Genomic DNA, 23,831 nt, shown 5'->3' with positions numbered 1-23,831 from the left:
TCGACCGCAGGCGCCGCGCGCCGCGACACTCGACAGCGCTCGCAGACGCCTCGTCGTTACCCAGATTAAGCATCCAGGAAATTCACATGGCTATCGTAGAAGTCAAAGTCCCCCAGCTCTCCGAATCGGTTTCGGAAGCGACCATGCTGCAGTGGAAGAAGAAGCCCGGCGAGGCCGTCGCGCAAGACGAAATCCTGATCGAGCTCGAAACCGACAAGGTCGTCCTCGAAGTGCCGGCGCCCGCCGCGGGCGTGCTCGCGCAAGTGCTGCAGAACGACGGCGACACGGTTGTCGCCGACCAGGTGATCGCGACGATCGACACCGAAGCGAAGGCAGGTGCCGCCGAAGCGGCGGCAGGTGCAGCCGAAGTCAAGCCGGCGGCGGCGCCCGCCGCAGCCGCACCGGCGCCGGCCGCGCAGCCGGCCACCGCGACGGCGTCGAGCTCGGCGGCGGCATCGCCGGCCGCGTCGAAGCTGCTGGCCGAGAAGGGCCTGTCGGCCGGCGACGTCGCAGGTTCGGGCCGCGACGGCCGCATCACGAAGGGCGACGCGCTGGCCGCAGGCGCGCCGAAGGCCGCACCGGCTGCCGCACCGGCGAAGACCGCCGCCGCGAAGCCGTCGCTGCCGGAAGTGAAGGTGCCGGCGTCGGCGACGACGTGGCTCAACGACCGTCCGGAGCAGCGCGTGCCGATGTCGCGCCTGCGCGCACGCATCGCCGAGCGTCTGCTCGAGTCGCAGCAGACCAACGCGATCCTGACGACGTTCAACGAAGTGAACATGCAGCCCGTCATGGATCTGCGCGCGAAGTACAAGGACAAGTTCGAGAAGGAGCACGGCGTGAAGCTCGGCTTCATGTCGTTCTTCGTGAAGGCCGCCGTGCACGCGCTGAAGAAGTTCCCGCTCGTGAACGCGTCGATCGACGGCAACGACATCGTCTATCACGGCTACTTCGACATCGGCATCGCCGTCGGCTCGCCACGCGGCCTCGTGGTGCCGATCCTGCGCAACGCGGATCAACTGAGCCTCGCCGACATCGAGAAGAAGATCGCCGAATTCGGCCAGAAGGCGAAGGACGGCAAGCTGTCGATCGAGGAAATGACGGGCGGTACGTTCTCGATCTCGAACGGCGGCGTGTTCGGCTCGATGCTGTCGACCCCGATCATCAACCCGCCGCAGTCGGCCATCCTCGGCGTGCACGCGACGAAGGAGCGCCCTGTCGTCGAAAACGGCCAGATCGTGATCCGTCCGATCAACTATCTGGCGCTGTCGTACGACCACCGGATCATCGACGGCCGCGAAGCGGTGCTGTCGCTCGTCGCGATGAAGGACGCGCTCGAAGATCCGGCGCGCTTGCTGCTCGACCTGTAAGCACGCTTTTCACACCGTATCGAACCGCTTCGGCGGGCCGCGCGGGCGCCCATTGCGAGGCGCCTGCTCGGCTTGCCGGAGCCAAACCAAAGGATTGTCATGTCGAAGGAATTTGACGTCGTCGTGATCGGCGCGGGCCCGGGCGGCTACATCGCCGCGATCCGCGCCGCGCAACTGGGCAAGACCGTTGCCTGTATCGAGAAATGGAAGAACCCGGCCGGCACGCTGAAGCTGGGCGGCACGTGCCTAAACGTCGGCTGCATCCCGTCGAAGGCGCTCCTCGCTTCGTCGGAGGAGTTCGAGAACGCGCAGCACCACCTCGCCGACCACGGCATCAGCGTCGACGGCGTGAAGATCGACGTCGCGAAGATGCTCGCGCGCAAGGACGCGATCGTCGAGAAGATGACGGGCGGGATCGAGTTCCTGTTCAAGAAGAACAAGATCACGTGGCTCAAGGGCCACGGCAAGTTCACCGGCAAGACCGATGCCGGCGTGCAGATCGAAGTGAGCGGCGAGGGCGAAACCGAAGTCGTCACCGCGAAGAACGTGATCATCGCGACGGGCTCGAAGGCGCGTCACCTGCCGAACGTGCCCGTCGACAACACGATCGTCGCGGACAACGAAGGCGCGCTGACGTTCGACACGGTGCCGAAGAAGCTCGCCGTGATCGGCGCGGGCGTGATCGGCCTCGAGCTCGGCTCGGTGTGGCGCCGCCTCGGCGCCGAAGTGACGGTGCTCGAGGCGCTGCCGGCGTTCCTCGGCGCGGCCGACGAAGCGCTCGCGAAGGAAGCGGCGAAGCTGTTCAAGAAGCAGGGCCTCGACATCAACCTCGGCGTGACGATCGGCGAAGTGAAGACGAGCGCGAACGGCGTGTCGATCGCGTACACGGACAAGGACGGCAACGCGCAGACGCTCGACGCCGACCGCCTGATCGTGTCGGTGGGCCGCGTGCCGAACACCGACGACCTCGGCCTCGAGTCGATCGGCCTGAAGGCGAACGAGCGCGGCTTCATCGACGTCGACGACCACTGCCGCACCGCGGTGCCGAACGTCTACGCGATCGGCGACGTCGTGCGCGGCCCGATGCTCGCGCACAAGGCGGAAGACGAAGGCGTGCTCGTCGCGGAAGTGATCGACGGCCAGAAGCCGCACATCGACTACAACTGCATTCCGTGGGTGATCTACACGCACCCGGAAATCGCGTGGGTCGGCAAGACGGAGCAGCAACTGAAGGCCGAAGGCCGCGAGATCAAGTCGGGCAAGTTCCCGTTCTCGATCAACGGCCGCGCGCTCGGCATGAACGCGCCGGACGGCTTCGTGAAGATGATCGCGGATGCGAAGACCGACGAGCTGCTCGGCGTGCACGTGATCGCCGCGAACGCGTCGGACCTGATCGCGGAAGCCGTGGTGGCGATGGAGTTCAAGGCGGCGTCGGAAGACATCGCCCGCATTTGCCACCCGCATCCGTCGATGTCCGAAGTGATGCGCGAAGCGGCGCTCGCCGTCGACAAGCGCTCGCTCAACAGCTAAGCGCGAAAACGCAGCACCGCGCGCCGGCCGTCGCGGCCGGCGTCGCTGTCTCTCGGCGAAGGCGGGCGGGATTTTCCGCTCGCCTTCGTTTTTGCCGGTTTGCATGATGAACGTCACCGAATACTACGAGCACGAGCTGAAGACGCGCGGCTATCAGTCCGATGCCGCGCAGCGCGCCGCGGTCGAACGCCTGCAGCGCTGCTACGCCGAATGGGTCGCCTACAAGGCGCGTCGCTCGAATGCGTTCAAGAAACTCGTCATACGCCCGGATTTGCCGCGCGGCGTCTACATGTGGGGCGGCGTCGGGCGCGGCAAGAGCTTCCTGATGGACAGCTTCTATGCGATCGTGCCGGTGCAGCGCAAGACGCGGCTGCATTTCCACGAGTTCATGCGCGAGGTGCATCGCGAGCTCGAAGAGCTGAAAGGGCAGGCCGATCCGCTCGACGAGCTCGCGCGCCGGATCGCGAAGCGCTACCGGCTCATCTGCTTCGACGAATTTCACGTGTCCGACATCGCCGACGCGATGATCCTGTACCGGCTGCTCGACCGGCTGTTTTCGAACGGCGTGCAGTTCGTGATGACGTCCAATTACGACCCGGACGATCTGTACCCCGACGGCCTGCATCGCGACCGGATGCTGCCCGCGATCGCGCTTCTGAAGGACAGGCTCGACGTGCTGAACGTCGACGGGGGCGTCGACTATCGGCAGCGCACGCTCACGCAGGTGCGGATGTATCACACGCCGCTCGGCGCGGACGCCGATCGCGCGCTGCGCCATGCGTTCGGCCAGCTCGCCGCGGTGCCGGACGAGAGCCCGATCCTGCACATCGAGAAGCGCGAGATCAAGGCGCTGCGCCGCGCGGACGGCGTCGTCTGGTTCGATTTCGCGACGCTCTGCGGCGGCCCGCGCTCGCAAAACGATTATCTTGAGCTCGCGAGCCGCTTTCACGCGATCGTGCTGTCGGAAGTGCCGCAGATGTCGCCGCGGATGGCGTCCGAAGCGCGCCGCTTCACGTGGCTCATCGACGTGCTGTACGACCACAAGGTGAAGCTGCTGATGTCGGCCGCGGTGGCCGCGGAAGATCTGTACATCGAAGGACCGATGGCGAACGAATTCAGCCGCACGGTCTCGCGGATCGTCGAGATGCAGTCGAAGGAGTATCTCGAGGCGCCGCGCCGCCTGATCGATACGTCGCTCACCTGATCCGAACCGCCGGGGCGGCGGGCGCGCATCGCGCCTCGCGCGCCCCGAATGACCCGACCCGAATTCGAAAAGCGCGTCAGACGGTTAACTTCGGTTAATTCGGTATTAACTATTCTTAAATCGGCGCGCGCCGTGTTTCCAACGCCGGCTCGTCTCGATATCGTTGCGCCATGTTCTTCATGAACGGAGAAACACATGACGCCGTATCGCGATATAACCGATGAGGAGTGGCAGCGCGTCGCTCCCTTGCTGCCCGAGCTGCGCCCGCGCAAGGAGATGCGCGGCAGACCGCTCGCGGATACGCGCGCGGTGCTCAACGGCGTGCTGTGGGTGATCTACAGCGGCGCGAACTGGTCGGCGATGCCGCGCCGTTTTCCCGCATATCAGACGTGTCATCGCCGCTTCAAGGCGTGGCACGAATCGGGTGCGTTGAAGCGCGTGCTCGTCGAATTGTTCGGCGCGGAGAGCGAGGATCTGTGCGAGCTGATGACGATGCGCATGCGCACGCATGCGCGCTCGAAAGCGGCTCACGCGCGCAGCGTCGCAGCGTCGACGACATCGACCGCGCCGCGTCTCGATTGCACGCTCGAGCACGTTGTCTGACGCGTCGCGGGCGGCATGCCGCCCGCATGAAAAAACCGGCCTGGCGCAAACGCACAGGCCGGTTTTGTTTTCGTCGCTCGGCGCTCGCTCGCGAGACCCGGCGCGCGAGCGGCAATGTCGGCGCGACGAGGCCGACGTGCGAGGCGCGTTACTGCGCGCGCATCCAGGTCTGCGAGCGGCCGAGCAGCGACACGCCGATGTAGCCGCGCACGACGAGCTTCTGGCCGCCTTCCTCGAGCGTCATCTTGCACTTGTAGACCTTGCCGTTTTCCGGGTCGAGGATGTTGCCGCCGTCCCAGCCTTCGCCTTCCTTCTTCATCGCCTTGATGATCGTCATGCCCTTGATCAGCTGATCCTTGCGCTCGTCGGAGCACGCGGTGCAGCGGCGATCCGGCGTGTCGTTCTCGCCGAGGCCCTTGACGACCTTGCCCGACAGCTCGCCGCTCGCGTCTTCGCTGATCTGCACGAGCGCCTTCGGCTTGCCCGTGTGGTCGTCGATCGTCTGCCACGTGCCGATGGGGCTGTTCGCTTGAGCGAATGCGCTCGCGGCGCATGCGAGCAGCGCGCCTGCCACGGTGAACGAGCGCAGTGAACGAGTCATTTGAAACATGTCTTCCTCCTTGGATCGCACGATGTCGTTTTCGTCGGCTCGCGGGCCGTTTGCGTCGAACGGCGTTGCATGCGAGCTGTGCGCAGAATACGTGAATCTGCGCATCGCGTTTGATACAAGTGCTTCTAATCGAAGCACCGATGCGAAATGAAAAACTGAAAACGCGCGCGGCCCGCCGGATCTCGACGGGCCGCGTGAGCGCAGCGGGAAGGGCGCGGGCGCGTCAGTAGAGCTGATACGAGAACGATGCGTTCACGCGCGGGCTGCGCGACGCGCTTTCGATCGGCGCATCGCCGACGGGTTTCGCGATCGACACGTCAAGATTGTAGAAGCGGCTGTCGGTCAATCGCACGCCGAGCGCGACCGACGACAGGCGGTGCGGCACCGGCGTGCCCGAATGCAGATACACGCGCGCCATGTCGTACGCGACGTATGGCGTGATGCTCTTCAGGTACGTGAAGCCCGGCGCGAATGCGCGATTGAGCTCGAGCGACGCGCCCCATCCCGAATCGCCCGACGTCTCGCCCGGTTGATAGCCAAGCGCGAAGCGCTGCGCGCCGAACGAGATCTGCTCGGTGGTCGGCAGCGAATCCGGGCTGTACTGGCCGGTGAGCTGCACGGTCGAGCCGATCTTGAACGGCCACTCGTTCGTCTGCACGAAGGTCGCGCCGGTGCGCACGAACGTCGTCGACGCGGGATTCGTCGCGACGACGCCCGGGATGTTCGTGATGCCCGATTTCGACGCGCCGAGAATGTCGAACGCCTTCGCGACATTGAAGCTCAGCTTCTGCACTTGTTTCGGCTGCACGCTCGTGTAGTCGAGCTGCATTTGCAGCACGCGCACCTGCGAGCGCGTGCCGATCATCGCGCCGGTGATCTGGTTCTGGTAGCGATCCTCGCTGTGCGACGCATAGCCCGACACCGTGCCGAGCAGACTGCGCTGATTGCTCAGCATCAGCGGATACGATGCGGACAGGCCGAGCTTGTCGTTGATCACGGTGCGCTGGACGTTCGGCAGCACGGTCTGGTCGACGGACGGATTGCCGCGGTAGTGGCTCGCGTCGAGGCGCGTGACGAGGCCGTTGCTGCCGATCGGCACGGCGCCGCTAAACGACACGTACGTCTGGTTGTTCGGCCCCTTCGGGAACAGCGCGGAGATGCTCATCTGCTCGCCGAGCGACGTGAGGCCGTTCTCGGTCATCGTGAAGAGCCCCTGCAGACCAGGGTTGTTCGTATTGAGCCCCGCGCTCACGTTGAACGGCTTGCGATCGACGTTCAGCTCGAGCGTCGTCGCGCCGTCGGTGTTCTGCGGCGGCGGCACGTTCGCCTTGACGGCCACGCCGGGCAGCAGGCCGAACGTGTTCACGTAGCGCTCGAACGTCGCGCGGCGCAGCGGCCGATCATCCATGATGTGCGCGGCGATCGCGCGCACCTTCGGTTCCATCGCGCCGGGCCGGCCGGTGATCTTCACGTTCGCGACGTAGCCTTCGACCACCGTCACGCGCACGGCGCCGCCTTCGAACGTCTGCGCGGGGATGAACGCGAACGAGAGGGCGTAGCCGCGCTCCTGATACAGCTTCGTCACGCCGTTCGCCGTCTCGATCAACTGGCCGATCGTGATGTCCTTGCCGACGAGCGGCGTGAAGCGCTGCGAGATCTCTTCGAACGGAATCGACTTGACGCCTTCGACCTGGAACGAGGTCGGCGTCAGATGCCGCGCGAGCAGCGCCTGCACCTGGACTTCCTGCGGCGCGACCTGCACGGTCACGCTCGGCCGCTGAGGAGTGTTGATCTGTGGCAGCGCTTCGAGCGGGTTGCCGCCCGAGCGGCTCTGCGCATGCGCGGCACCGGCGGCCGCGACGAGCGCGAGCAAGAGCATCCAAGATTCGTGTCTGGATTTCATTGTGATTCCTCGTGGGCCTCTTTGTGCTTGTGATCTTCTAATGTCGATGCGCGGCGTTTGGCGCGCCGCGCATCGTGGTCTTCCGTTGTTCTAATCCGACTGCCACCGCGCCGCGCACTCCTTGCCGGAAGGAGCGCGCGGTACTTCGCATCACTTACCAAAGCTGCCCAGCGTGCCGAGCGCGCCCGTCACGGGAGCGAGGAGCCCCGTCGTCGAGCCGCTCGCCGTCGACGACGACGTGGCGCCGGACAACGTGCCCGTGACAGTATTCAGCAAACTGGTAACGGGCGCGAGCGGGTTTGTACTAGCACCCGTGCCGCCGCTCGCGAGGCTCGTGATCGGCGCAAGCGGGTTGCTCGCGCCGCCCGACGTCGTGCCGCCGCCGAGCGCGCCGGTCGGCAGCGCGCCGCCGCCGAGGCTCGACAGCAGGCCGTTCAGCGGGCTGCCGAGCGTCGAGCCCGAGCTCGAACCCGAGCCGCTCGCGACCGTCGCCGTCGAGCCGCCGACGAGGCTCGTGATGAGACCGGGGATCGGCGCCGCGCCGTTCGGTGCGGCCGGATTGACGAGGCCGCCCGCGTTCGTCACGGTGTTGCCGAGCGTCGACACGAGCTGGCCGACGTCGCCGACCACCGGCTGCGACGACGTGCCCGCGATCTGAGTGCCGGCCGAGCTGATCGCGCCGCCGACCTGCTGCAGCAGGCCCGACACCGGCTGGCCGACGCCCGTCGTCGTGCCCACCGTCTGCGTGACCTGGCCCGCCGTGATGACGAGCGGCGTGACCGCCGAGCTGATCGGTTGCGTGATCTGCTGGACCGGGCCCGTCGACAGCGCGTTGCCGAGCATCGTGCCGGCCGCGTTCACGCCGTTCGCCGCCGTCGCGAGCGCACCCGCGACGGGCGTCGTGACGGGCGAGAGCGGCGCGAGCGGGCCGGTGCCGAGCGCCTGCACCGTCTGGCTTGCGCCTTGCACGGTATTGCTCGCGGCGCTCACGACGTTGCCGAGGCCCGCGACCGTCGTGCCGACCGGATTCTGCGTCGAGCCGATCTGGCCGAGGCCGTTGCTGATCGCGTCGGCGGCGGCGTTGACGATGCCGCCCGTGCTGCTCACCGTCGCGCCGACGCCTTGCGTGACGCCGCTGCCGAGGCCCGGCACGCTCGTCGAGCCGACCGTGTTGCCGATATCGGTCGCGGTCTTGCCGAGCGTGTTGACGACGCCGGACGTGCCGGTCGTGGTCGTCGTCGGGTTGTTCGGGTTGGTCGGCGTCGTGTTGTTGCCGCTGCCGCCGTTGTTCGCGGACGGCGGCGCGGTGACGTCGCTGCCGCCGCACGCGGCGAGCACGCACGCGGCCGCGAGCGCGGTGAGCGGAACGCGCCAGGCCGCGACCGCGAACGACGGGACGAAACGTTTCTGGTTCATGATGTTCTCCTCGCTGTCTCTTCTCTGATGCTGGACGGGCGCCCGCCCTGTTGGGCGGACGGGCGCCTGCCTGTTACTTCTTGATGCCGCCGAGCAGGCCGCCGACGAGCGACGTAACGGGCGACAGCAGGTTGGTCGTGCCGCTCGTGCCGGTGCTCGTGCCCGTCAGCGGCGCGGTGAGGCTCGCGACCGGATTCGTCGCGGTCGACGTCGAGCTCGTCGCCGGTGCCGCCGTTGCCGCGCCGCTCAGCGCGCCCGTCGCGGTCGACACGAGGTTCGTGATCGGGGCAAGCGGGCTCGTCGACGTCGTCGCGCCGCCCGTTGCGCTCGTGAGCGCGCCGGTGACGGTCGACACGAGGCCCGTGACGGGGGCGAGCGGGTTGCTCGAGCCCGTCGTGCCGCCGGTTGCGCCCGTGAGCGCGCCCGTGACGGTCGACACGACGTTCGTGAGCGGCGCGAGCGGGGTGCCCGAAGTTGCGCCGCTCACGCCGCTCAGCGTGCCCGTCAGGCCGCCGACCGCGGCCGTGATCGGCGCGAGCGGATTCGTCGAGCCGGTGCCGCCCGTCAGCAGGCCGCCGACCGACGTGATCGTGTTGCCGGTGGCCGACACGGTCTGGCCGAGGCCCGTCGTGACCGGGTTGTTGCCCGTCTTCGAGATCAGCGCGCCGGCCTGGTTCAGGCCGCCGCCGATCGTGCCGAGCAGCGTGTTGACGGGCGCGCCGAGGCCCGTCACGTTGCCGACCGTTTGCGTCGCGCCCGTGACCATCGACGTGATCGGCGTGATCGCGGAGCTGACCGTCTGCGTCAGTTGCTGGACGGGGCCTGTCGACAGCGCGGTGGTGAGCGTCGTGCCGCCCGCGGTGATCGCGTTGCCGAGCGTGCTGACGGCGCCGCCGAGCGGCGACGTGAGGGGCGACAGCGGCGCGAGCGGGCCCGTGCCGAGGCTCGTGACGAGATTGCCCGTCTGCGTGACGGCGCCGCCCAGCTGGCTGACCACGCCGCCCGTGCTCGCGACGGTCGTGCCGATCGGATTGGTCGACGAACCGAGCTGGCCGATGCCGCTCGTCACGCCCGAGCCGAGCGCGCCGACCGCGCCGCCGAGGCTCTGGACGACGCCGCCGAGCGCCTGCGTCGTCTGCGGGTTCACGCCGGGCAGCGCCTGGCTGCCGACGACGGTGCCGAGGCCCGACACGGTCGAGCCGGCGCCGCTGATGATGCCGCCCGCGTTGCCGGCGACCGTGCCGAGCGCGTTGACGCTCGACGAAGTCGACGTGCCGCCCGAGGTCGAACCGCTGCCCGACGTGGAGCCGCCGCCGGAGGTCGAGCCGCCGCCGCCCGACAGGCCGCCCGTCGAGCCGGCGCCGCCGCTGCCGCCGGAACCCGAGCCGCCCGAGCCGCTCGTGCCGCCCGAACCCGAACCCGAACCGTCGCCCGTCGTGGAAATCGCGTTGCCGCCGCCGGAGCCGGAGCCCGAGCCGTCGAGGCCCTTGCTGATCGTGCCGGAACCGCCGCAAGCGGAAAGGGAGAGCATGGCTGCCACGGTGGCCGCGATCAAAGTCGTCCGGAGCGTGCCATGAGAAATGGTCTGAATATTCATCATCGTCCTCGCATTGGTGTGTTGTCTGTTCATTGGTGTGCTGCCCCTGCGGACGACTTCTCTGCAACTGGCGTGCCATTTCGCTGGACGGTCTTTTCGGTGCGTGAGGAGATGGCCAGCAAACCCTTGTCGGTAAAGGATTTGAGGCGAACGGGAGGTTTCGGGTGATGAAGGGGAAGGCGCGTGCGGCGGGCGTGTTTTTATGTGTTCGTAACGTAACGCCGCGCGCTTTGCGTTACGCGTGCGGCGTAACGTGCGACAAATGCAGGGCACGATTCATCGATATTTGAATCGTCTGATTTACTAATGGATTAGATATGTAGATCTAACCTATCGTAAGTCCTTATGGGTAAGGGCTACCGATAGGCCGTAAAAATAAGCGTGCGCGCTGTCATAATGTCTGATCAAAATTGACAAAGATGTGGAACGAAAAAAAGTTCGGATATATGATGCGCCCGTGCGTAATTTGTACGACATAGTACATCAGGGAATACGAGGAGGGAGCCGCCGACATGAATGTTAACTTGTATCAAATTGTTAGAAACTCTTGAAAAAAGAGTTATAACCAAACCGCCCGAGCCGGCATTAAAGTCGGACTGGCGGGGCAAGGTCGGCCGATAGCGAAAAGCAAGGCCAGTGAAGACTCAAGGCACGAGGATCAACATGAAACAACTGATGAAGCGCTTCCTTAATGAGGACGCAGGGGTAACCGCGATCGAATACGGGTTGATCGCGGGTCTCATCGCGGTGGCCATCGCGACGACCGTCGGCACGCTCGGTACCGATCTGAGCGCGCTGTTCAGCACGATCGCCAGCAAATTGCCAGCGGCTTGACTTTCACATCCAATTGCGCGTTATCACGAATTGCGGATTGCTTCGGCAATCCGCAAACGTTGCTGGGCGGCCGGGGTTGAAATGATTCACCTCTTCAGTATTGGATTCTTTTTCGCCTGGACTGCGGCCGTTGCAATTTCCGATTGTCGCGATCGCCGTATTTCCAACGAATTGGTGCTTGTCGGTCTTGCCGCCGTTATCATTTTTACAGTCTGCCGACAAAACCCATTCAATACGACGTTGACAGGCGCATTGATCGGCGGGGTAGTCGGCCTGGTTTCGCTTTTTCCGTTTTTCGCGCTGCGCGTGATGGGTGCCGCGGACGTCAAGGTATTCGCGGTGCTCGGCGCGTGGTGCGGCCTGTCGGCGCTGCCGTGGCTGTGGATCGTCGCGAGCGTCGCGGCGGGCATTCACGCGCTCGGCCTCATGTTCCTGAGCCGCACGCCGTTCGGCTCGCTCGGCCGCAGCGGCGCGCCCGCGTTCGCGCTCGGCGCGCACCGCTCCGCGCCTTATGCGGCGTTTCTCGTCGCGCCCGCCGCCGCGTGGCTCGTCTACCTGATTCACACCGGAGGCACGCGATGAAGCGCGCGCTCGGGCGGTTCGCGTCGTTACGGCGCCAGCGCGGCGCGACCGCGGTCGAATTCGCGATCCTGTTTCCCGTCTTCTTCATGATCCTCTACGGAATCATCACGTACGGAATGATCTTCGCCGCGCAGCAGAGCCTGACGCTCGCCGCGACGGAGGGCGCGCGCGCGGCGCTCAACTACCAGGTCGCGCAAACGCCCGCGGCGGCGCTCGGCCTGCGCGCCGCGGCCGCGTGCACGGCCGCGAACAACCTGACGGGCTGGCTGTCGGGCGCGACGTGCTCGACCTCGCAGAATTTCACGTGCTCGTACGACTCGACGATGTACTGCATCCAGGTGACGGTCACGTATCCGTACGCGGCCAATCCGCTCGTGCCGACGGTCGCGCTCTTCAACGCGGTGCTGCCGACGGCGCTGACGAGCCAGGCGACGGTGCAGATCAACCCGACGAATATCATATGAACGCGATCGACTAGGCCGGGCCGCCGCGCCGCGCCGTGCGCCGGCGGCCTTCTCCAACGACTTCTCTTGCGCTGCACTGATAACAACCATGGCCAATCACTTGACCAAGATCGTCGCGGGGCTGCTGATCGGGATCGCGATCCTGCTCGGCATTTACGCGTGGCTGCTCGGGCGCAAGCCCGCGCCCGCCGCGCCGGTTGCCGCGCCCGCCGTCGCCACGGCGATGGTGCCCGTCGTCGTCGCGAAGCGCGCGCTGCCGGCCGGGCAGCCGATTCCCGCCGATGCGCTGAAGGTGCAGCAGACGCCGACGCCGATCGCGGGCGCATTCCCGAATCCGATGCTCGTCACGGGCCGCATCCCCGCGAGCGATATCGTCGCGCAGGCGCCCGTGCTCGAGAGCGAACTGATGTCGGGGCTCGCCGACCAGATCGCGCCGGGCGAGCGCGCGATCGCGATCAAGGTCGACGACACGAACGCGGTCGGCAATCGGCTGCGGCCCGGCAACTTCGTCGACGTGTTCGTGAATCTGAAGCGCGAAGCCGGCTTCGGCTCGAACGGCTCCGAGATCACGCGATCGCAGGCGCGGCTGCTGCTGTCGCGGGTGCGCGTGCTGTCGTTCGGCGATGCGACGGCCGATCGCGACGGCTCGCCGGGCCCGACGGGCGCGGGCGCGCGCACCGCGGTGCTCGCCGTGCCGACCGCGCAGGTCGACGCGCTCACGCTCGCCGAAGCGAGCGGCCGGCTCGTGCTCGCGCTGCGCAGCCCGCGCGACGAGGACGTCGCCGCGCAGACGGTCGCGATGCGCGCATCGAGCGCGGGTGGGCCTTCGAATCAGGCGGCGGGCGGGCTCGTGCTGGGCGAGCTGTCGGGCAGCGGCGGCGTGCCGGCGCAGACGCTGCGCGCGGCGCCCGCGCGGGTGGCCACGGCGGCGGCCGCGCCGCGCGCGGGCGGCAGCATCGAAGTGATTCGGGGTGGGCGGGCCGAGACGGTCGCCTATTGATCGACGAGTGGATTCGAACAGTGACGGCAGGGAGAGGGCCGGCTCGCGCCGGTCTCCGACACGATGAAAAATAAACTGATTGCATGGGCGATGGCGTTCGGCGTGTTGCTGTCGTTCGCCGCGCGGGCGGCGCAGATGGGGACGATCGAGCTCGCGACGGGCGCGCAGCGGCAGATTGCCGTCGGGCGCGGCGTGCAGCGGGTCGCGGTGGGCGATCCGAACGTCGCGGACGTGCTCGTCGTCAAGGGCGGGCGCGGCGGCGTGCTGCTCGTCGCGAAGGCGGCCGGCTCGACGAGCCTGATGGTGTGGGAGCGCGGCCGCGACGAGCCGGCAGTGTACACGGTCGACGTCGTGAGCGGCGCCGCGCGCGAGCTCCTCGATTCCGGCTCGCCGAGCGTGAAGGCGTACAACGGCACGGCGGTCGTGTCCGGCTCGGCCGCGACGCTCGACGCGCATGCGCGCGCGCTCGCGCTCGGCAAGGGGATGGCCGGCAAGGACGGCGGCGTCGTCGACGCGTCGACGGTCGGCGGCAAGAGCGTGGTGCAGGTCGACGTGCGCGTCGTCGAGTTCAGCCGCTCGGTGCTCAAGCAGGCGGGCCTGAACCTCTTCAAGCAGAACAACGGCTTCACGTTCGGCTCGTTCGCGCCGTCCGGCCTCGCGTCGGTGACGGGCGGCGGGACGTCGTCGATGTCGGTGTCGGCGAACATCCCGATCGCCTCCGCGTTCAATCTCATCGTCGGCTCGGCGACGCGCGGCCTCTTCGCCGACCTGTCGATCCTCGAGGCGAACAACCTCGCGCGCGTGCTCGCGCAGCCGACGCTCGTCGCGCTGTCCGGGCAGAGCGCGAGCTTTCTCGCGGGCGGCGAGATTCCGGTGCCGGTGCCGCAGGGGCTCGGCACGACGTCGATCGACTGGAAGCCTTACGGCGTCGGCCTCACGCTGACGCCGACCGTGCTGAGCCCGCGCCGGATCGCGCTCAAGGTCGCGCCGGAGTCGAGCCAGCTCGACTTCGTGCATTCGATCACGCTCAACGGAATCACGGTGCCCGCGCTCACGACGCGCCGCGCGGACACGACGGTCGAGCTCGGCGACGGCGAGAGCTTCGTGATCGGCGGGCTGATCGATCGCGAAACGACGTCGAATGTCAACAAGGTGCCGTTCCTCGGCGACCTGCCGATCATCGGCACGTTCTTCAAGAATTTGAGCTATCAGCAGAACGACAAGGAACTCGTGATCATCGTGACGCCGCATCTCGTCGCGCCGATCGCGAAGAACGCGTCGCTGCCCGCGACGCCCGGCGAGCTGTCCGAGCAGCGCGACGGTCCCGTGTGGCGGTCGTATCTCGGCGGCGTGCTGTCGCCGGACGCGGGGCCGGGATTCTCGAAATGAGTGCGCGACGTCACGACAGCGCGAGCGCCGCCACGCGGCGCGCAACCGGGATGCTTCATCATGAACGCGAGAACACTATCTTTGGCTGAGCCCGCCGTCACCGACTACTTCGTCTGTGCGTCGCTCGAGGGCGAGCATGTGCGCTGGCTCGCGCAGACGCTCGTTTCGGCGGGCGCGGTGGAGGCCGCGCCGCTCGAGCCGGCGGCGCTCGCTCAGCGGATCGCCGGGCTCAATCCGGTGCTCGTCTTCGTCGATTTCTCGGGCGGCCACGCGCAGGCGGCGAGCGCCGTGGCGGCGGCCGTGCGCCTGTCGCATCCGGGGCTGCCGATCGTCGCGCTCGGCTCGCTCGGCGAGCCGGAAAGCGCGCTCGCCGCGCTGCGCGCGGGCGTGCGCGACTTCATCGATTTTTCCGCGCCCGCCGAGGACGCGCTTCGGATCACGCGCGGGCTGCTCGACCACGTCGGCGACCAGCCGAGCCGCCACGGCCGGCTGATCGCGCTCCTCGGCGCGCGCGCCGGGATGGGCGCGAGCACGCTCGCCGCGAACCTGTCGGTGCTGTTGCAGCGGCGCTCGGCCGCGCAAGGGCGGCAGACGGCGCTCATCGATCTCGGGCTGCCGGCGGGCGACGGCGCGCTGTTCCTCAACACGCGCTGCGAATTCGATTTCGTCGAGGCGGTGCGCAACCTGCGCCGCTTCGACCGGACCTTCGTCAACACGGCGCTCGCGCGCCACGCGAGCGGCGTCGCGCTGACGTCGCTGCCGCCGAACCTCGCCGGGCTGCGCGACGTGTCGTACGCGTCGTGCGTCGGGCTCCTGAACCGCCTGCGCGCGTTCTTCGACTACCAGATCGTCGACTTGGGCGGCTTCTCGAACCGCGATTTCGTCGTGCAGACCGCGAACGCGGCCGACGAATCGTGGCTCGTGTGCGACCAGGGCGTCGCTTCCATCGTGTCGGCCGTCGAGCTGCTCGAGTCGCTGCGCGACGCGGGCGTCGATACCGACAGCGTGCGTCTCGTCGTCAACCAATACGATCCGGCGCTCGGCCTCGCGCCCGCGCAGATCGCCGAGCGCCTCGGCCTCGCGCTCGCCGCGACGTTGCCGTCGCGGCGCGTGCCGATCGGGCATGCGGCCAATCAGGGCAAGCTGATCGTCGACGTTGCCGAGCGCGATCCGTACGTGCGCGCGCTCGAGCCGCTCGTCGAGTGCGCGACGGGCGGCTCGGGGGCCGCCGCATCGCGTCCGGCGAGCGGTCTTTCCGCGCTCAGGCGCTTCATTCAACCCACCTCCAAGCGGTCGTAAGAGATGGCACACGACATTCAATTTGCCGACGGGGCGACGCCGTTCTCGCAAACGCAGCAGTTCCACGACATCAAGAACGCCGCGCACGAACATCTGCTGACGCGCATCGAGGAGCTGGGCGCGGAGTTCGGGCGCTGGTCGCGGCAGGCGATCAACCAGTTCGTCGATCTCGAGATCGACAGCTTCGTGAGGCTGCGCCGCATTCCGCTCAACGAAAACGAAGTGCGCGCGGTCGCGCAGGCGCTGACGAAGGAGCTCGCGGGCTTCGGCCCGATCGAGGACCTGCTCGCCGATCCGCACGTCGAGGACATCCTGATCAACGGCTACAGCGACGTGTACGTGTCGAAGCACGGGATACTGGCGAAGCTGCCTGTGCGCTTCACCGACAACGCGCACCTGCTGCGGATCGTGCGGCGCATCCTCGCGCCGATCGGCCGGCGGCTCGACGAGTCGAATCCGATGGTCGACGCGCGGCTGCCCGACGGCGGGCGCGTGAACGTCGTGATCGAGCCGCTGTCGATCGACGGCCCCGTCGTGTCGATCCGCAAGTTCCGCAAGGACCCGCTGAAGCCCGCCGATCTGCTCGCGAACGGCACGTTCAACGACGAGATCGGCACGCTGCTCGAGGCCGCGGTCGCGGCGCGCTGCAACATCCTCGTGTCGGGCGGCACGAGCTCGGGCAAGACCTCGCTCCTGAACGCGCTCGCGTTCCACATCCCCGAGGCCGAGCGCGTCGTGACGATCGAGGACACGGCCGAGCTGTCGCTCAACCACCCGCACGTCGTGCGGCTCGAGAGCCGGCCGGGCGGTTTCGACGGCACGGGCGTCGTGACGATCCGCGACCTGCTGCGCAACACGCTGCGGATGCGGCCCGACCGGATCATCGTCGGCGAAGTGCGCGGCGGCGAGGTGCTCGAGATGATGCAGGCGATGAACACGGGCCACGACGGCTCGATGGGCACGATCCACGCGAGCTCGCCGCGCGAATGCCTGTACCGCCTCGAGATGCTCGCCGGCTTCGCGGGCTTTCAGGGCACCGAATCGAGCCTGCGCCGGCAGATCGCGAACGCGGTCGACTTCATCGTGCAGATCGGGCGGCTGTCGAACGGGCGGCGGCGCATCCTGTCGGTGACCGAAGTGACGGGGCTGTCCGACAACATCATCGCGACGCAGGAGCTCTATCGCTACGAGCCGCGCGTGAACGCGGACGGCGACGAGACCGACGCGTGGGAGTCGCTCGGCATCCATCCGCATTCGCCCAAGCTCGCGCGCTTCAGGCAGGCGCTCGCGGGCGGCGGCTTCGGCGGCGAGCCGTTCGGCCGCGGCGGGGGCTTCAATGTCTAGCGCGGCGCTTTGGGCGCTCGCGCTCGCGCTGCTGTGCGCGGCCGGGGCGCTCGCGCTGTGGCGGCGCGGCGAGGCGACCAAGGAGCGCGCGCACGCGGCGCGCTACATCGACAGCCGGCTCGAGCCCGGCGCGCGCCCGGGCGCGCCGCCGAAGGCGCCGCTCGCGGGCGAGCCCAAGCGCGCGGCCGCGGCGGGCGACGCGCCGGGCGCGAAGCCCGCCGAGGGCCTCACGCGGTGGCGCGAGCGCGTGGCGCACGCATGGCTCAACGTGTCGAACCGCGCGGGCGTGCCCGAGATCCGCACGCCGCTCGTCGCACTCGTCGCGGCGACGGGCGTCGCGGCGCTGTGGATGGGCCTGCGCGCCGGCTGGCTCGCGGCCGTCGCGGTGCTCGTGGCCGGCGCGACGCTCGTGCTGTTCTGGCTTGTGTCGCGGATACAGAAGCGGCGCATGCAGATCGTCCGGCAACTGCCGTCGTTCCTCGACGGCATCGTGCGGCTCGTCACGCTCGGCAACAGCGTGCCCGCCGCGTTCCAGGCGACGCTGCAGACGACCGAGGCGCCGCTGCGCGGCTGCCTCGACCACGTGTCGCGGATGCTGCGCTCGGGCGTCGAGATCGATCGCGCGATGGTCCACATCGCGGCGCTCTACCGGATCAAGGAATTCGAGCTCGTCGGCTCGGTGCTGCGGCTGTCGGTCAAGTACGGCGGCCGCGCGGACGTGATGCTCGACCGGATGGCCGTTTTCATGCGCGACCTCGAGCAGGCGGAGCGGGAGCTGATCGCGATGTCGGCGGAGACGCGGCTGTCCGCGTGGGTGCTCGGCCTGCTGCCGATCGGCCTCGGCAGCTTCGTGATCGCGACCAACCCGAAATATTTCAGCACGATGTGGCTCGATCCGTCAGGCCGGCAGCTCGTGTATCTCGCGTTCATGTTGCAGATCGCCGGCGGCTACTGGCTGTACCGGCTGGCCCGATTGAGGTGACGACGATGGACCCCAGCCGTCTCGGCGCAATCGCGCTCGTTCTCGGCGCGCTCGGCGTGCTGCTGCTTGCCGTGCTCGCGATCATGCGGATCGTGCTCGCGCAGCGCTCCGATCGCGCGCTCGCCGACGCGCTCGGCCAGCGCGCGGCCGCGCTGGAGGCGGCCGTCGCGCGCACGACGGCGCGCGCCGCGCCAGCCGGCGGCGCGGCGCGCGCGAGCGCAGCGGAAGAGCCGGCGCCGGTCGCGCGCCGTGCGCGCTTCGCGACGCTGCTCGACCGCGCGGGCACGTTCGGCATGCGGATGCTCGACACGCGGCTCGGCAAGCAGATCGTCGCCGACGAGGACCGGATGCTGCTCGAGCAGTGCGGCTATGTCGACGCGCACACGCGCGGCATCTTCCTCAGCGCGCGGATCGCGTGCGCCATCGCGCTGCCGGCCGCCGCGGCGATCGTCGGCGGCGAGACGGTCCGCACGCATCTGAGCGCGTGGGTCGCGATGTCCGTCATCGCCGGCTTCATGCTGCCGAAGATCCATGTGCGCCGCCGTGCGGCGGCGCGCCGCCAGTCCGTCGTCGACGAGATGCCGCTCCTCGTCGACATGCTGCGGCTGCTGCAGGGCGTCGGGCTGTCGCTCGACCAGAGCATCCAGGTCGTCACGAACGATTTCAGGGGGATGCTGCCGGTGCTGTCGTCGGAGCTCGCGATCGCCCAGCGGCAGTTCGCCGCGGGCCGGGCGCGCGAGCAGTCGCTGCAGCGCCTCGCGACGAGCTTCGACAACGAGGACCTGCGCGCGATCGTGCGCCTGTTGATTCAGGTCGACAAGCACGGCGGCGCGGTGCAGGAACCGCTCAAGCAGTTCGGCGACCGGCTGCGCGAAGTGCGGCGCGCGATGCTGCGCGAGCGGATCGGCCGGCTCACCGTGAAGATGACGGGCGTGATGATTCTCACGCTGCTGCCCGCGCTCTTCATCGTGACGGCGGGGCCGGGGATGCTCGCCGTGACGCATGCGCTCACGGCCGCGCGCCGTTGACCACATCGGCCGGCGCGCAATGAAGGAAGGCACGACATGAGACGAAACAGCTTTTCAAAGATGATGACGACGGCGGCGCTTGCGACGCTCGCGCTGTCGCTCGCCGCGTGCGGGGTGTTCAAGGAGTCGGGCTACGGCATCGGCGCGCAGGCCGAGCGAGCGGCGCTGATGCAGGCCGCGGCCGACAAGAACGCGACGCCCGACACGCCCGGCATGTATCTCGGCCTCATCGGCCGGATGCAGTCGCAGGGGCTCTATTTCGCGTCGCTCGCGCACATCGATGCGTACGAGAAGCAGTACGGCGTGTCGCCGGACACGATCCTGCTGCGCGCCGATGCGCTGCGCGCGACCGACCAGCCGGCCGCGAGCGCGGTCGCGTACAAGCAGCTGCTCGGCACGCCGCTCGCCGCGCGCGGCTATCGCGGGCTCGGCCTGCTGGCCGGCGCGTCGGGCGACTTCGACGCCGCGTCGCAAGCGCTCGCGCAGGCGGCGGCGCTCGCGCCGACCGATTCGCCGACGCTGTCCGATCTCGCATACGCGCGGATGCGCGGCGGCGACGTCGCGCTCGCGCGCGTGCCGCTGATGAAGGCGGCGGAGCTCGACCAGAACAATCCGAAGATCCTGAGCAACCTCGCGCTCTTCCTGCTCGCGACCGGGCAGACGCGCGACGCGCTCGGCCTGATGAATCAGCTGAAGCTCGCGCCTGCGGTACGAACGGAAATCCGCAACGACGCGGCGAAGATCGCGGCTGCGTCGCGTGCGCGGCAACGCGCGCTCGCGCGCCCGGGCGCGCCGAATGCGGCGGGCCAGACAGGGGCGGCGGGGGCGGCGGGAGCCGCCGGTGCGGCGGGGACCGGTGCCGGCGCTGGCGCGATCGGCATCGTCGGCGCAACGGGTGCGATGGGTGCGGCAGGTGCGGCGGGCGGCAAGGGGGAGGCGACCGTCGCGGGAGCGCCCGCGCCCGTCGCGTCCGCTTCCGCGTCGGCCTTCGAGCCGACGGTGCCGCTCTTGCAGCGATTCTCGCAATGACAGACGTGACACGGAGCCGATATGACGACGCATGACCAAACCAAGACCGCGGCGGCCCGCTCCGGACGCGCCCGCGCGCTGCGCGCGGCGACGCTCGCGGCCGCGCTCGCGGCCGCGACGGGCGCGGCATGCGCGCAAGCGCCTCAATCGCCGCAAGCCGCGACGCCGCCCGCATCGGAGATTGGCCACGCGACGCAGACGTGGTTCGAATTGCAGGCGAGCAACCGCGACGCGGCGCCGTCGCAGCCGATGATCGGCGAGGCGGCGTCGCTTGCGTACGCACGCTATATCGAGTCGTTCAAGACGAAGATCCCGGCGTTCTACGGATCGGCGGCGGGCATGGGCGGCGGTGGCGGTGGCGGCGGGGCGGACTCCCTTCTCGCGCCGGCGTCGCATTCTCAGTGAGGGCCGCATGCCGTTAGCTCGCCGTTTCGCCGAACGCCGATCGTTCGCTCGCGGGCGTCGGTCGATCGCGCGCGAACGCGGCGCGTTCGCCGTCGTCGCGGCGGTCTGGATGCTCGTCGCGATCGCGGCGCTCGGTGCGATCGACATCGGCAACGCGTTCTTCGTGCGCCGCGACTTGCAGCGGGTCGCCGACATGGCCGCGCTCGCCGCCGCGCAGAAGATGGACAACCTGTGCGCGCGGCCGAACGCCGCCGCCGCGGCGAACGCGAGCTCGAACGGCTTCGATCCGGCGAAGAGCGGCAACACGCTCGCGGTCGCGTGCGGGCGCTGGGACACGCAGAGCAACGCGGGGCCGAGCTACTTCAATACGGCGTCGACGCCGCTGAACGCGGTGCAGGTGACGGCGACGCAGAGCGTGCCGTACTTCTTCCTCGGCCCGTCGCGCACGGTGAGCGCGATATCCACCGCGAAGGCGACCAACATCGACCAGTTCACCGTCGGCACGACGCTCGCGAGCCTGCAAGGCGGCCTCGTGAACAACGTGCTGAACGCGTTGCTCGGCGCGAATCTGGGCTTGAGCGTGCTGTCGTATCAGGCGCTCGCGTCGACGCAGATCAAGGTGGGCGACCTGATGGCGGCCGCGAACGTGCTGACCGTCAACGAGCTGCTGTCGACGCAGGTGACGGCGGGGCAGTTCGCGCAGCTGATGCTGACCGCGCTGTCGCGCACGCAGGTCGTGAACGCGAACCTGCAGGCGAGCGTCGCCGCGTTGCAGGCGATCGTCGCGGCGAATCTCGGCGGCGGGAAATTCAGCATCGGCAGCCAGTCTGGCGGGCCGGGCGTGTTCGCGCTCGGCCTGTCCGACACGCAGGCGGCGGCCGACGCGAAGATCAACGTGTTCGACGCGCTGATGGTTTCGGCGGAAATCGCGGCGGCGGGCCAGCCGGCGGTGAACGTCGCGACGGGGCTGCAGCTCGCGGGGCAGGGCGCGACGCTGATGTTGCAGGTCATCGAGCCGCCGACGATCGCGATCGGCGAGGCGGGAACGGACCCGAAGACGGGCGCGTGGCGCACGCAGGCGAACAATGCGCAGATTCGGCTGTATCTGAACGTGGGTCTAGGCACGGCGGGTTTGTTGCCGACCGGCGTGCTGTTTCCGGTTGCGGTGCTCGTGAGCCTCGTTGAAGGCCTCATTCAGGTCAATTTGAATCTGCCGCTCACGTTGCAGGTCGCGACGGGCTCGGCATGGCTGCAATCGACGAACTGCGCGGCGACTGCCGCGTCGAGCAGCGCGACGATCACCGTGCAGCCGGGCCTTGCGAACCTGTGCATCGGCGACGTGCCGACGAATCTTCCCGCGCAGCAGACGTTCGCCTGCAACGTGCCCGCGACGCTCGCGACGCTCGGCGTGCTGAACGCGCCGCTGCTGCAGATCAAATCGGCGCTCGCGTTGCCCGTGGTGGTGCCGCAGTCCAATGCGGCGACGCTCACGTTCAACGGCGTGACGGGCGACGCCGACGACTATCAGACGACGAATTCGAACGCGGTGGGCTCGGTGCTCTCGAACGCGCTGTCGGGCGCCGCGCAGTCGCTGACGGGGCCGAACGGCCTGACGCTCTACGTGTTCGGCCAACCGGTTGCGGTCGGCAGCATGCTCAATCCCGTGGTGTCGCTGCTGCTGAGCCAGCTCGGCCCCATGCTGAATTCGCTCGACCAAGTCGTCGTCCCGCTCCTGAACCTGCTGGGCGTGCAGGTCGGGGCGGCGACGGTCCACAACCTGGCGCTGACCTGCGGCACCGCGCAAACGGTTTATTGAAGAAGTCACGATAACGATGAGAAACACGAACGCAATCGAAGGACTCGACCTGTACGTCTGGGAGGGCAAGGCCGACATCGTCGACCGGGTCGCGCGCTGCATGTCGAGCTTCGAAGTCGAGGTGATCCGCGCCGACAACGAGGTCGTCTCGCCCGAGCGGACCGCGATGCGCCCGTCGCTCGCGATCATCAGCGTCACGATGATCGAGGCCGGAGCGGCGTTCCTGCGCAGCTGGCAGGCGGACATCGGCATGCCGGTCGTCTGGGTCGGCGCCGCGCGCGATCACGATACGTCGCTGTACCCGCCCGAGTATTCGCATATCCTGCCGCTCGATTTCACGTGCGCGGAGCTGCGCGGCATGATCTCGAAGCTCGCGGTGCAACTGCGCGCGCACGCGGCGAAGACGCTCGAGCCGAGTACGCTCGTCGCGCATTCGGAGTGCATGCAGGCACTGCTGCAGGAAGTCGACACGTTCGCCGATTGCGACACGAACGTGCTGCTGCACGGCGAGACGGGCGTCGGCAAGGAGCGGATCGCGCAGTTGCTGCACGAGAAGCACTCGCGCTACTGCATGGGCGAGTTCGTGCCCGTGAACTGCGGCGCGATTCCGGACGGCCTGTTCGAATCGCTGTTCTTCGGGCACGCCAAGGGCTCGTTTACGGGCGCGGTGGGCACGCACAAGGGCTACTTCGAGCAGGCGGCGGGCGGCACGCTCTTTCTCGACGAAGTCGGCGATCTGCCGCTCTACCAGCAGGTCAAGCTGCTGCGCGTGCTCGAGGACGGCGCGGTGCTGCGCATCGGCGCGACGGCGCCCGTCAAGGTGGATTTCCGGCTCGTCGCGGCGAGCAACAAGAAGCTGCCGCAGCTCGTCAAGGACGGCTTGTTCCGGGCGGACCTATACTACCGGCTCGCGGTGATCGAGCTCAGCATTCCGTCGCTCGAGGAGCGCGGCCCCGTCGACAAGATCGCGCTGTTCAAGTCGTTCGTCGCGTCGGTCGTCGGCGAGGAGCGCCTCGCCGCACTGCCGGAGCTGCCATATTGGCTCGCCGAAGCGGTCGCCGATTCGTATTTTCCGGGCAACGTGCGCGAGCTGCGCAACCTGGCCGAGCGCGTCGGCGTGACGGTGAGGCAGACGGGCGGCTGGGACACGGCGCGGCTGCAACGGCTCGTCGCGCAGGCGCGCAGCGCCGCGCAGCCGGTGCCGGCCGAGAGCGCGCCCGACGTGTTCGTCGATCGCAGCAAGTGGGACATGGCCGAGCGCAGCCGCGTGATCGCCGCGCTTGACGCGAATGGTTGGCGTCGGCAGGATACCGCGCAGCATCTCGGGATCAGCCGCAAGGTGCTGTGGGAAAAGATGCGCAAATATCAGATTTTCGACGAGGAGCCCGAAGCCAGGGAAAGCGAATGAAGCAGGGCTGCGACGCAGCCG

Annotated in this window: 22 protein-coding genes; 18 read left to right on the top strand and 4 right to left on the bottom strand. The window is 68.3% G+C overall.

Annotated elements, in window-relative coordinates; translation table 11 throughout:
• Nucleotides 1-86: 86 nt before the first annotated feature.
• The 4 genes from odhB to X946_RS01410 all read left to right on the top strand — a co-directional run bounded on the left by odhB (nucleotide 87) and on the right by X946_RS01410 (nucleotide 4,704).
• Entirely contained in the window at nucleotides 87-1,367 is a 1,281-nt protein-coding gene (gene odhB / locus X946_RS01425; protein WP_038743248.1) for a 2-oxoglutarate dehydrogenase complex dihydrolipoyllysine-residue succinyltransferase, read from the top strand.
• Between the two features lie 99 nt (nucleotides 1,368-1,466).
• Nucleotides 1,467-2,897: a dihydrolipoyl dehydrogenase gene (gene lpdA, locus X946_RS01420; RefSeq protein ID WP_038743246.1), complete on the top strand. Its 1,431-nt coding sequence runs from the start codon at nucleotides 1,467-1,469 to the stop codon at nucleotides 2,895-2,897.
• A gap of 106 nt (nucleotides 2,898-3,003) precedes the next feature.
• Complete coding sequence (gene zapE, locus X946_RS01415) at nucleotides 3,004-4,101, top strand: cell division protein ZapE (protein WP_038743349.1); 1,098 nt, start codon at nucleotides 3,004-3,006, stop codon at nucleotides 4,099-4,101.
• Between the two features lie 195 nt (nucleotides 4,102-4,296).
• Nucleotides 4,297-4,704, top strand: coding sequence for a transposase (locus X946_RS01410; RefSeq protein ID WP_038743244.1), 408 nt, complete (start codon nucleotides 4,297-4,299; stop codon nucleotides 4,702-4,704).
• Nucleotides 4,705-4,852: 148 nt separating this feature from the next.
• On the opposite strand, the gene X946_RS01405 is transcribed toward X946_RS01410, so the two are convergent.
• From X946_RS01405 to X946_RS01390, 4 genes are all read right to left on the bottom strand, one after another.
• Entirely contained in the window at nucleotides 4,853-5,314 is a 462-nt protein-coding gene (locus tag X946_RS01405; protein ID WP_038743347.1) for a DUF2147 domain-containing protein, read from the bottom strand.
• Nucleotides 5,315-5,537: 223 nt separating this feature from the next.
• Nucleotides 5,538-7,193 (bottom strand): ShlB/FhaC/HecB family hemolysin secretion/activation protein, encoded by a 1,656-nt coding sequence (locus tag X946_RS01400; RefSeq protein ID WP_186448587.1) that lies wholly within the window; start codon nucleotides 7,191-7,193, stop codon nucleotides 5,538-5,540.
• A gap of 174 nt (nucleotides 7,194-7,367) precedes the next feature.
• The gene (locus X946_RS01395; RefSeq protein ID WP_038743240.1) at nucleotides 7,368-8,633 is read right to left on the bottom strand and encodes a collagen-like triple helix repeat-containing protein; all 1,266 of its coding nucleotides are present in this window, start codon (nucleotides 8,631-8,633) and stop codon (nucleotides 7,368-7,370) included.
• A gap of 73 nt (nucleotides 8,634-8,706) precedes the next feature.
• Nucleotides 8,707-10,230, bottom strand: a complete 1,524-nt coding sequence (locus tag X946_RS01390; protein WP_038743345.1) for a collagen-like triple helix repeat-containing protein — start codon at nucleotides 10,228-10,230, stop codon at nucleotides 8,707-8,709.
• On the opposite strand from X946_RS01390, the gene X946_RS34870 reads away from it, so the two are divergent.
• The 14 genes from X946_RS34870 to X946_RS01320 all read left to right on the top strand — a co-directional run bounded on the left by X946_RS34870 (nucleotide 10,207) and on the right by X946_RS01320 (nucleotide 23,810).
• The gene (locus X946_RS34870; protein ID WP_161788621.1) at nucleotides 10,207-10,398 is read left to right on the top strand and encodes a hypothetical protein; all 192 of its coding nucleotides are present in this window, start codon (nucleotides 10,207-10,209) and stop codon (nucleotides 10,396-10,398) included. The genes X946_RS01390 and X946_RS34870 overlap by 24 nt on opposite strands.
• Nucleotides 10,399-10,866: 468 nt before the next feature.
• A complete protein-coding gene (locus X946_RS01380; protein WP_161788620.1) occupies nucleotides 10,867-11,064 on the top strand; it encodes a Flp family type IVb pilin in 198 nt (65 codons plus the stop codon).
• An 81-nt stretch (nucleotides 11,065-11,145) separates the two neighbouring features.
• The gene (locus tag X946_RS01375) at nucleotides 11,146-11,646 is read left to right on the top strand and encodes an A24 family peptidase (protein WP_038743237.1); all 501 of its coding nucleotides are present in this window, start codon (nucleotides 11,146-11,148) and stop codon (nucleotides 11,644-11,646) included.
• Nucleotides 11,643-12,110, top strand: coding sequence for a TadE/TadG family type IV pilus assembly protein (locus tag X946_RS01370; protein WP_038743235.1), 468 nt, complete (start codon nucleotides 11,643-11,645; stop codon nucleotides 12,108-12,110). The genes X946_RS01375 and X946_RS01370 overlap by 4 nt, the downstream gene beginning before the upstream one ends.
• An 88-nt stretch (nucleotides 12,111-12,198) precedes the next feature.
• A complete protein-coding gene (gene cpaB, locus X946_RS01365) occupies nucleotides 12,199-13,110 on the top strand; it encodes a Flp pilus assembly protein CpaB (protein WP_038743233.1) in 912 nt (303 codons plus the stop codon).
• A gap of 63 nt (nucleotides 13,111-13,173) precedes the next feature.
• Nucleotides 13,174-14,499 carry a type II and III secretion system protein family protein gene (locus X946_RS01360; protein WP_038743231.1) on the top strand — a complete coding sequence of 442 codons (1,326 nt, stop codon included), beginning with the start codon at nucleotides 13,174-13,176 and terminating at the stop codon, nucleotides 14,497-14,499.
• 60 nt (nucleotides 14,500-14,559) lie between these two features.
• On the top strand, nucleotides 14,560-15,798 hold the full coding sequence (locus tag X946_RS01355; protein ID WP_038743229.1) for a fimbrial protein: 1,239 nt from the start codon (nucleotides 14,560-14,562) through the stop codon (nucleotides 15,796-15,798).
• 3 nt (nucleotides 15,799-15,801) lie between these two features.
• Nucleotides 15,802-17,142 carry a CpaF family protein gene (locus X946_RS01350; protein ID WP_038743227.1) on the top strand — a complete coding sequence of 447 codons (1,341 nt, stop codon included), beginning with the start codon at nucleotides 15,802-15,804 and terminating at the stop codon, nucleotides 17,140-17,142.
• Nucleotides 17,135-18,124: a type II secretion system F family protein gene (locus tag X946_RS01345; protein ID WP_038743225.1), complete on the top strand. Its 990-nt coding sequence runs from the start codon at nucleotides 17,135-17,137 to the stop codon at nucleotides 18,122-18,124. The genes X946_RS01350 and X946_RS01345 overlap by 8 nt, the downstream gene beginning before the upstream one ends.
• A gap of 5 nt (nucleotides 18,125-18,129) precedes the next feature.
• The gene (locus X946_RS01340; RefSeq protein ID WP_038743223.1) at nucleotides 18,130-19,152 is read left to right on the top strand and encodes a type II secretion system F family protein; all 1,023 of its coding nucleotides are present in this window, start codon (nucleotides 18,130-18,132) and stop codon (nucleotides 19,150-19,152) included.
• Nucleotides 19,153-19,188: 36 nt separating this feature from the next.
• A complete protein-coding gene (locus tag X946_RS01335; RefSeq protein WP_038743221.1) occupies nucleotides 19,189-20,181 on the top strand; it encodes a tetratricopeptide repeat protein in 993 nt (330 codons plus the stop codon).
• Nucleotides 20,182-20,202: 21 nt separating this feature from the next.
• Nucleotides 20,203-20,586, top strand: a complete 384-nt coding sequence (locus tag X946_RS01330; protein ID WP_038743219.1) for a DUF3613 domain-containing protein — start codon at nucleotides 20,203-20,205, stop codon at nucleotides 20,584-20,586.
• A 7-nt stretch (nucleotides 20,587-20,593) separates the two neighbouring features.
• Entirely contained in the window at nucleotides 20,594-22,402 is a 1,809-nt protein-coding gene (locus X946_RS01325) for a TadG family pilus assembly protein (protein ID WP_038743217.1), read from the top strand.
• Nucleotides 22,403-22,418: 16 nt separating this feature from the next.
• Nucleotides 22,419-23,810, top strand: coding sequence for a sigma 54-interacting transcriptional regulator (locus X946_RS01320; protein ID WP_038743216.1), 1,392 nt, complete (start codon nucleotides 22,419-22,421; stop codon nucleotides 23,808-23,810).
• Nucleotides 23,811-23,831 lie beyond the last annotated feature (21 nt).

This window comes from Burkholderia sp. ABCPW 111 (assembly GCF_000773065.1).
GTDB lineage: Bacteria > Pseudomonadota > Gammaproteobacteria > Burkholderiales > Burkholderiaceae > Burkholderia > Burkholderia savannae.
Note: the sequence above shows the minus strand (reverse complement) of the source record. Positions and strands in the feature narration are given on the sequence as shown.

Bases quoted from the DNA above. Each gene is read 5' to 3' on its own strand.
- X946_RS01325 (WP_038743217.1), top strand. From the start codon at position 20,594: ATGCCGTTAGCTCGCCGTTTCGCCGAACGCCGATCGTTCGCTCGCGGG.
- X946_RS01355 (WP_038743229.1), top strand. From the start codon at position 14,560: ATGAACGCGAGAACACTATCTTTGGCTGAGCCCGCCGTCACCGACTAC.
- X946_RS01335 (WP_038743221.1), top strand. From the start codon at position 19,189: ATGAGACGAAACAGCTTTTCAAAGATGATGACGACGGCGGCGCTTGCG.
- X946_RS01405 (WP_038743347.1), bottom strand. From the start codon at position 5,314: ATGTTTCAAATGACTCGTTCACTGCGCTCGTTCACCGTGGCAGGCGCG.
- X946_RS01350 (WP_038743227.1), top strand. From the start codon at position 15,802: ATGGCACACGACATTCAATTTGCCGACGGGGCGACGCCGTTCTCGCAA.
- X946_RS01410 (WP_038743244.1), top strand. From the start codon at position 4,297: ATGACGCCGTATCGCGATATAACCGATGAGGAGTGGCAGCGCGTCGCT.
- cpaB (WP_038743233.1), top strand. From the start codon at position 12,199: ATGGCCAATCACTTGACCAAGATCGTCGCGGGGCTGCTGATCGGGATC.
- X946_RS01360 (WP_038743231.1), top strand. From the start codon at position 13,174: ATGAAAAATAAACTGATTGCATGGGCGATGGCGTTCGGCGTGTTGCTG.
- X946_RS01370 (WP_038743235.1), top strand. From the start codon at position 11,643: ATGAAGCGCGCGCTCGGGCGGTTCGCGTCGTTACGGCGCCAGCGCGGC.
- odhB (WP_038743248.1), top strand. From the start codon at position 87: ATGGCTATCGTAGAAGTCAAAGTCCCCCAGCTCTCCGAATCGGTTTCG.
- X946_RS01340 (WP_038743223.1), top strand. From the start codon at position 18,130: ATGGACCCCAGCCGTCTCGGCGCAATCGCGCTCGTTCTCGGCGCGCTC.
- X946_RS01395 (WP_038743240.1), bottom strand. From the start codon at position 8,633: ATGAACCAGAAACGTTTCGTCCCGTCGTTCGCGGTCGCGGCCTGGCGC.
- X946_RS01320 (WP_038743216.1), top strand. From the start codon at position 22,419: ATGAGAAACACGAACGCAATCGAAGGACTCGACCTGTACGTCTGGGAG.
- lpdA (WP_038743246.1), top strand. From the start codon at position 1,467: ATGTCGAAGGAATTTGACGTCGTCGTGATCGGCGCGGGCCCGGGCGGC.
- X946_RS34870 (WP_161788621.1), top strand. From the start codon at position 10,207: ATGAGAAATGGTCTGAATATTCATCATCGTCCTCGCATTGGTGTGTTG.
- X946_RS01390 (WP_038743345.1), bottom strand. From the start codon at position 10,230: ATGAATATTCAGACCATTTCTCATGGCACGCTCCGGACGACTTTGATC.
- X946_RS01375 (WP_038743237.1), top strand. From the start codon at position 11,146: ATGATTCACCTCTTCAGTATTGGATTCTTTTTCGCCTGGACTGCGGCC.
- X946_RS01400 (WP_186448587.1), bottom strand. From the start codon at position 7,193: ATGCTCTTGCTCGCGCTCGTCGCGGCCGCCGGTGCCGCGCATGCGCAG.
- X946_RS01345 (WP_038743225.1), top strand. From the start codon at position 17,135: ATGTCTAGCGCGGCGCTTTGGGCGCTCGCGCTCGCGCTGCTGTGCGCG.
- zapE (WP_038743349.1), top strand. From the start codon at position 3,004: ATGAACGTCACCGAATACTACGAGCACGAGCTGAAGACGCGCGGCTAT.
- X946_RS01330 (WP_038743219.1), top strand. From the start codon at position 20,203: ATGACGACGCATGACCAAACCAAGACCGCGGCGGCCCGCTCCGGACGC.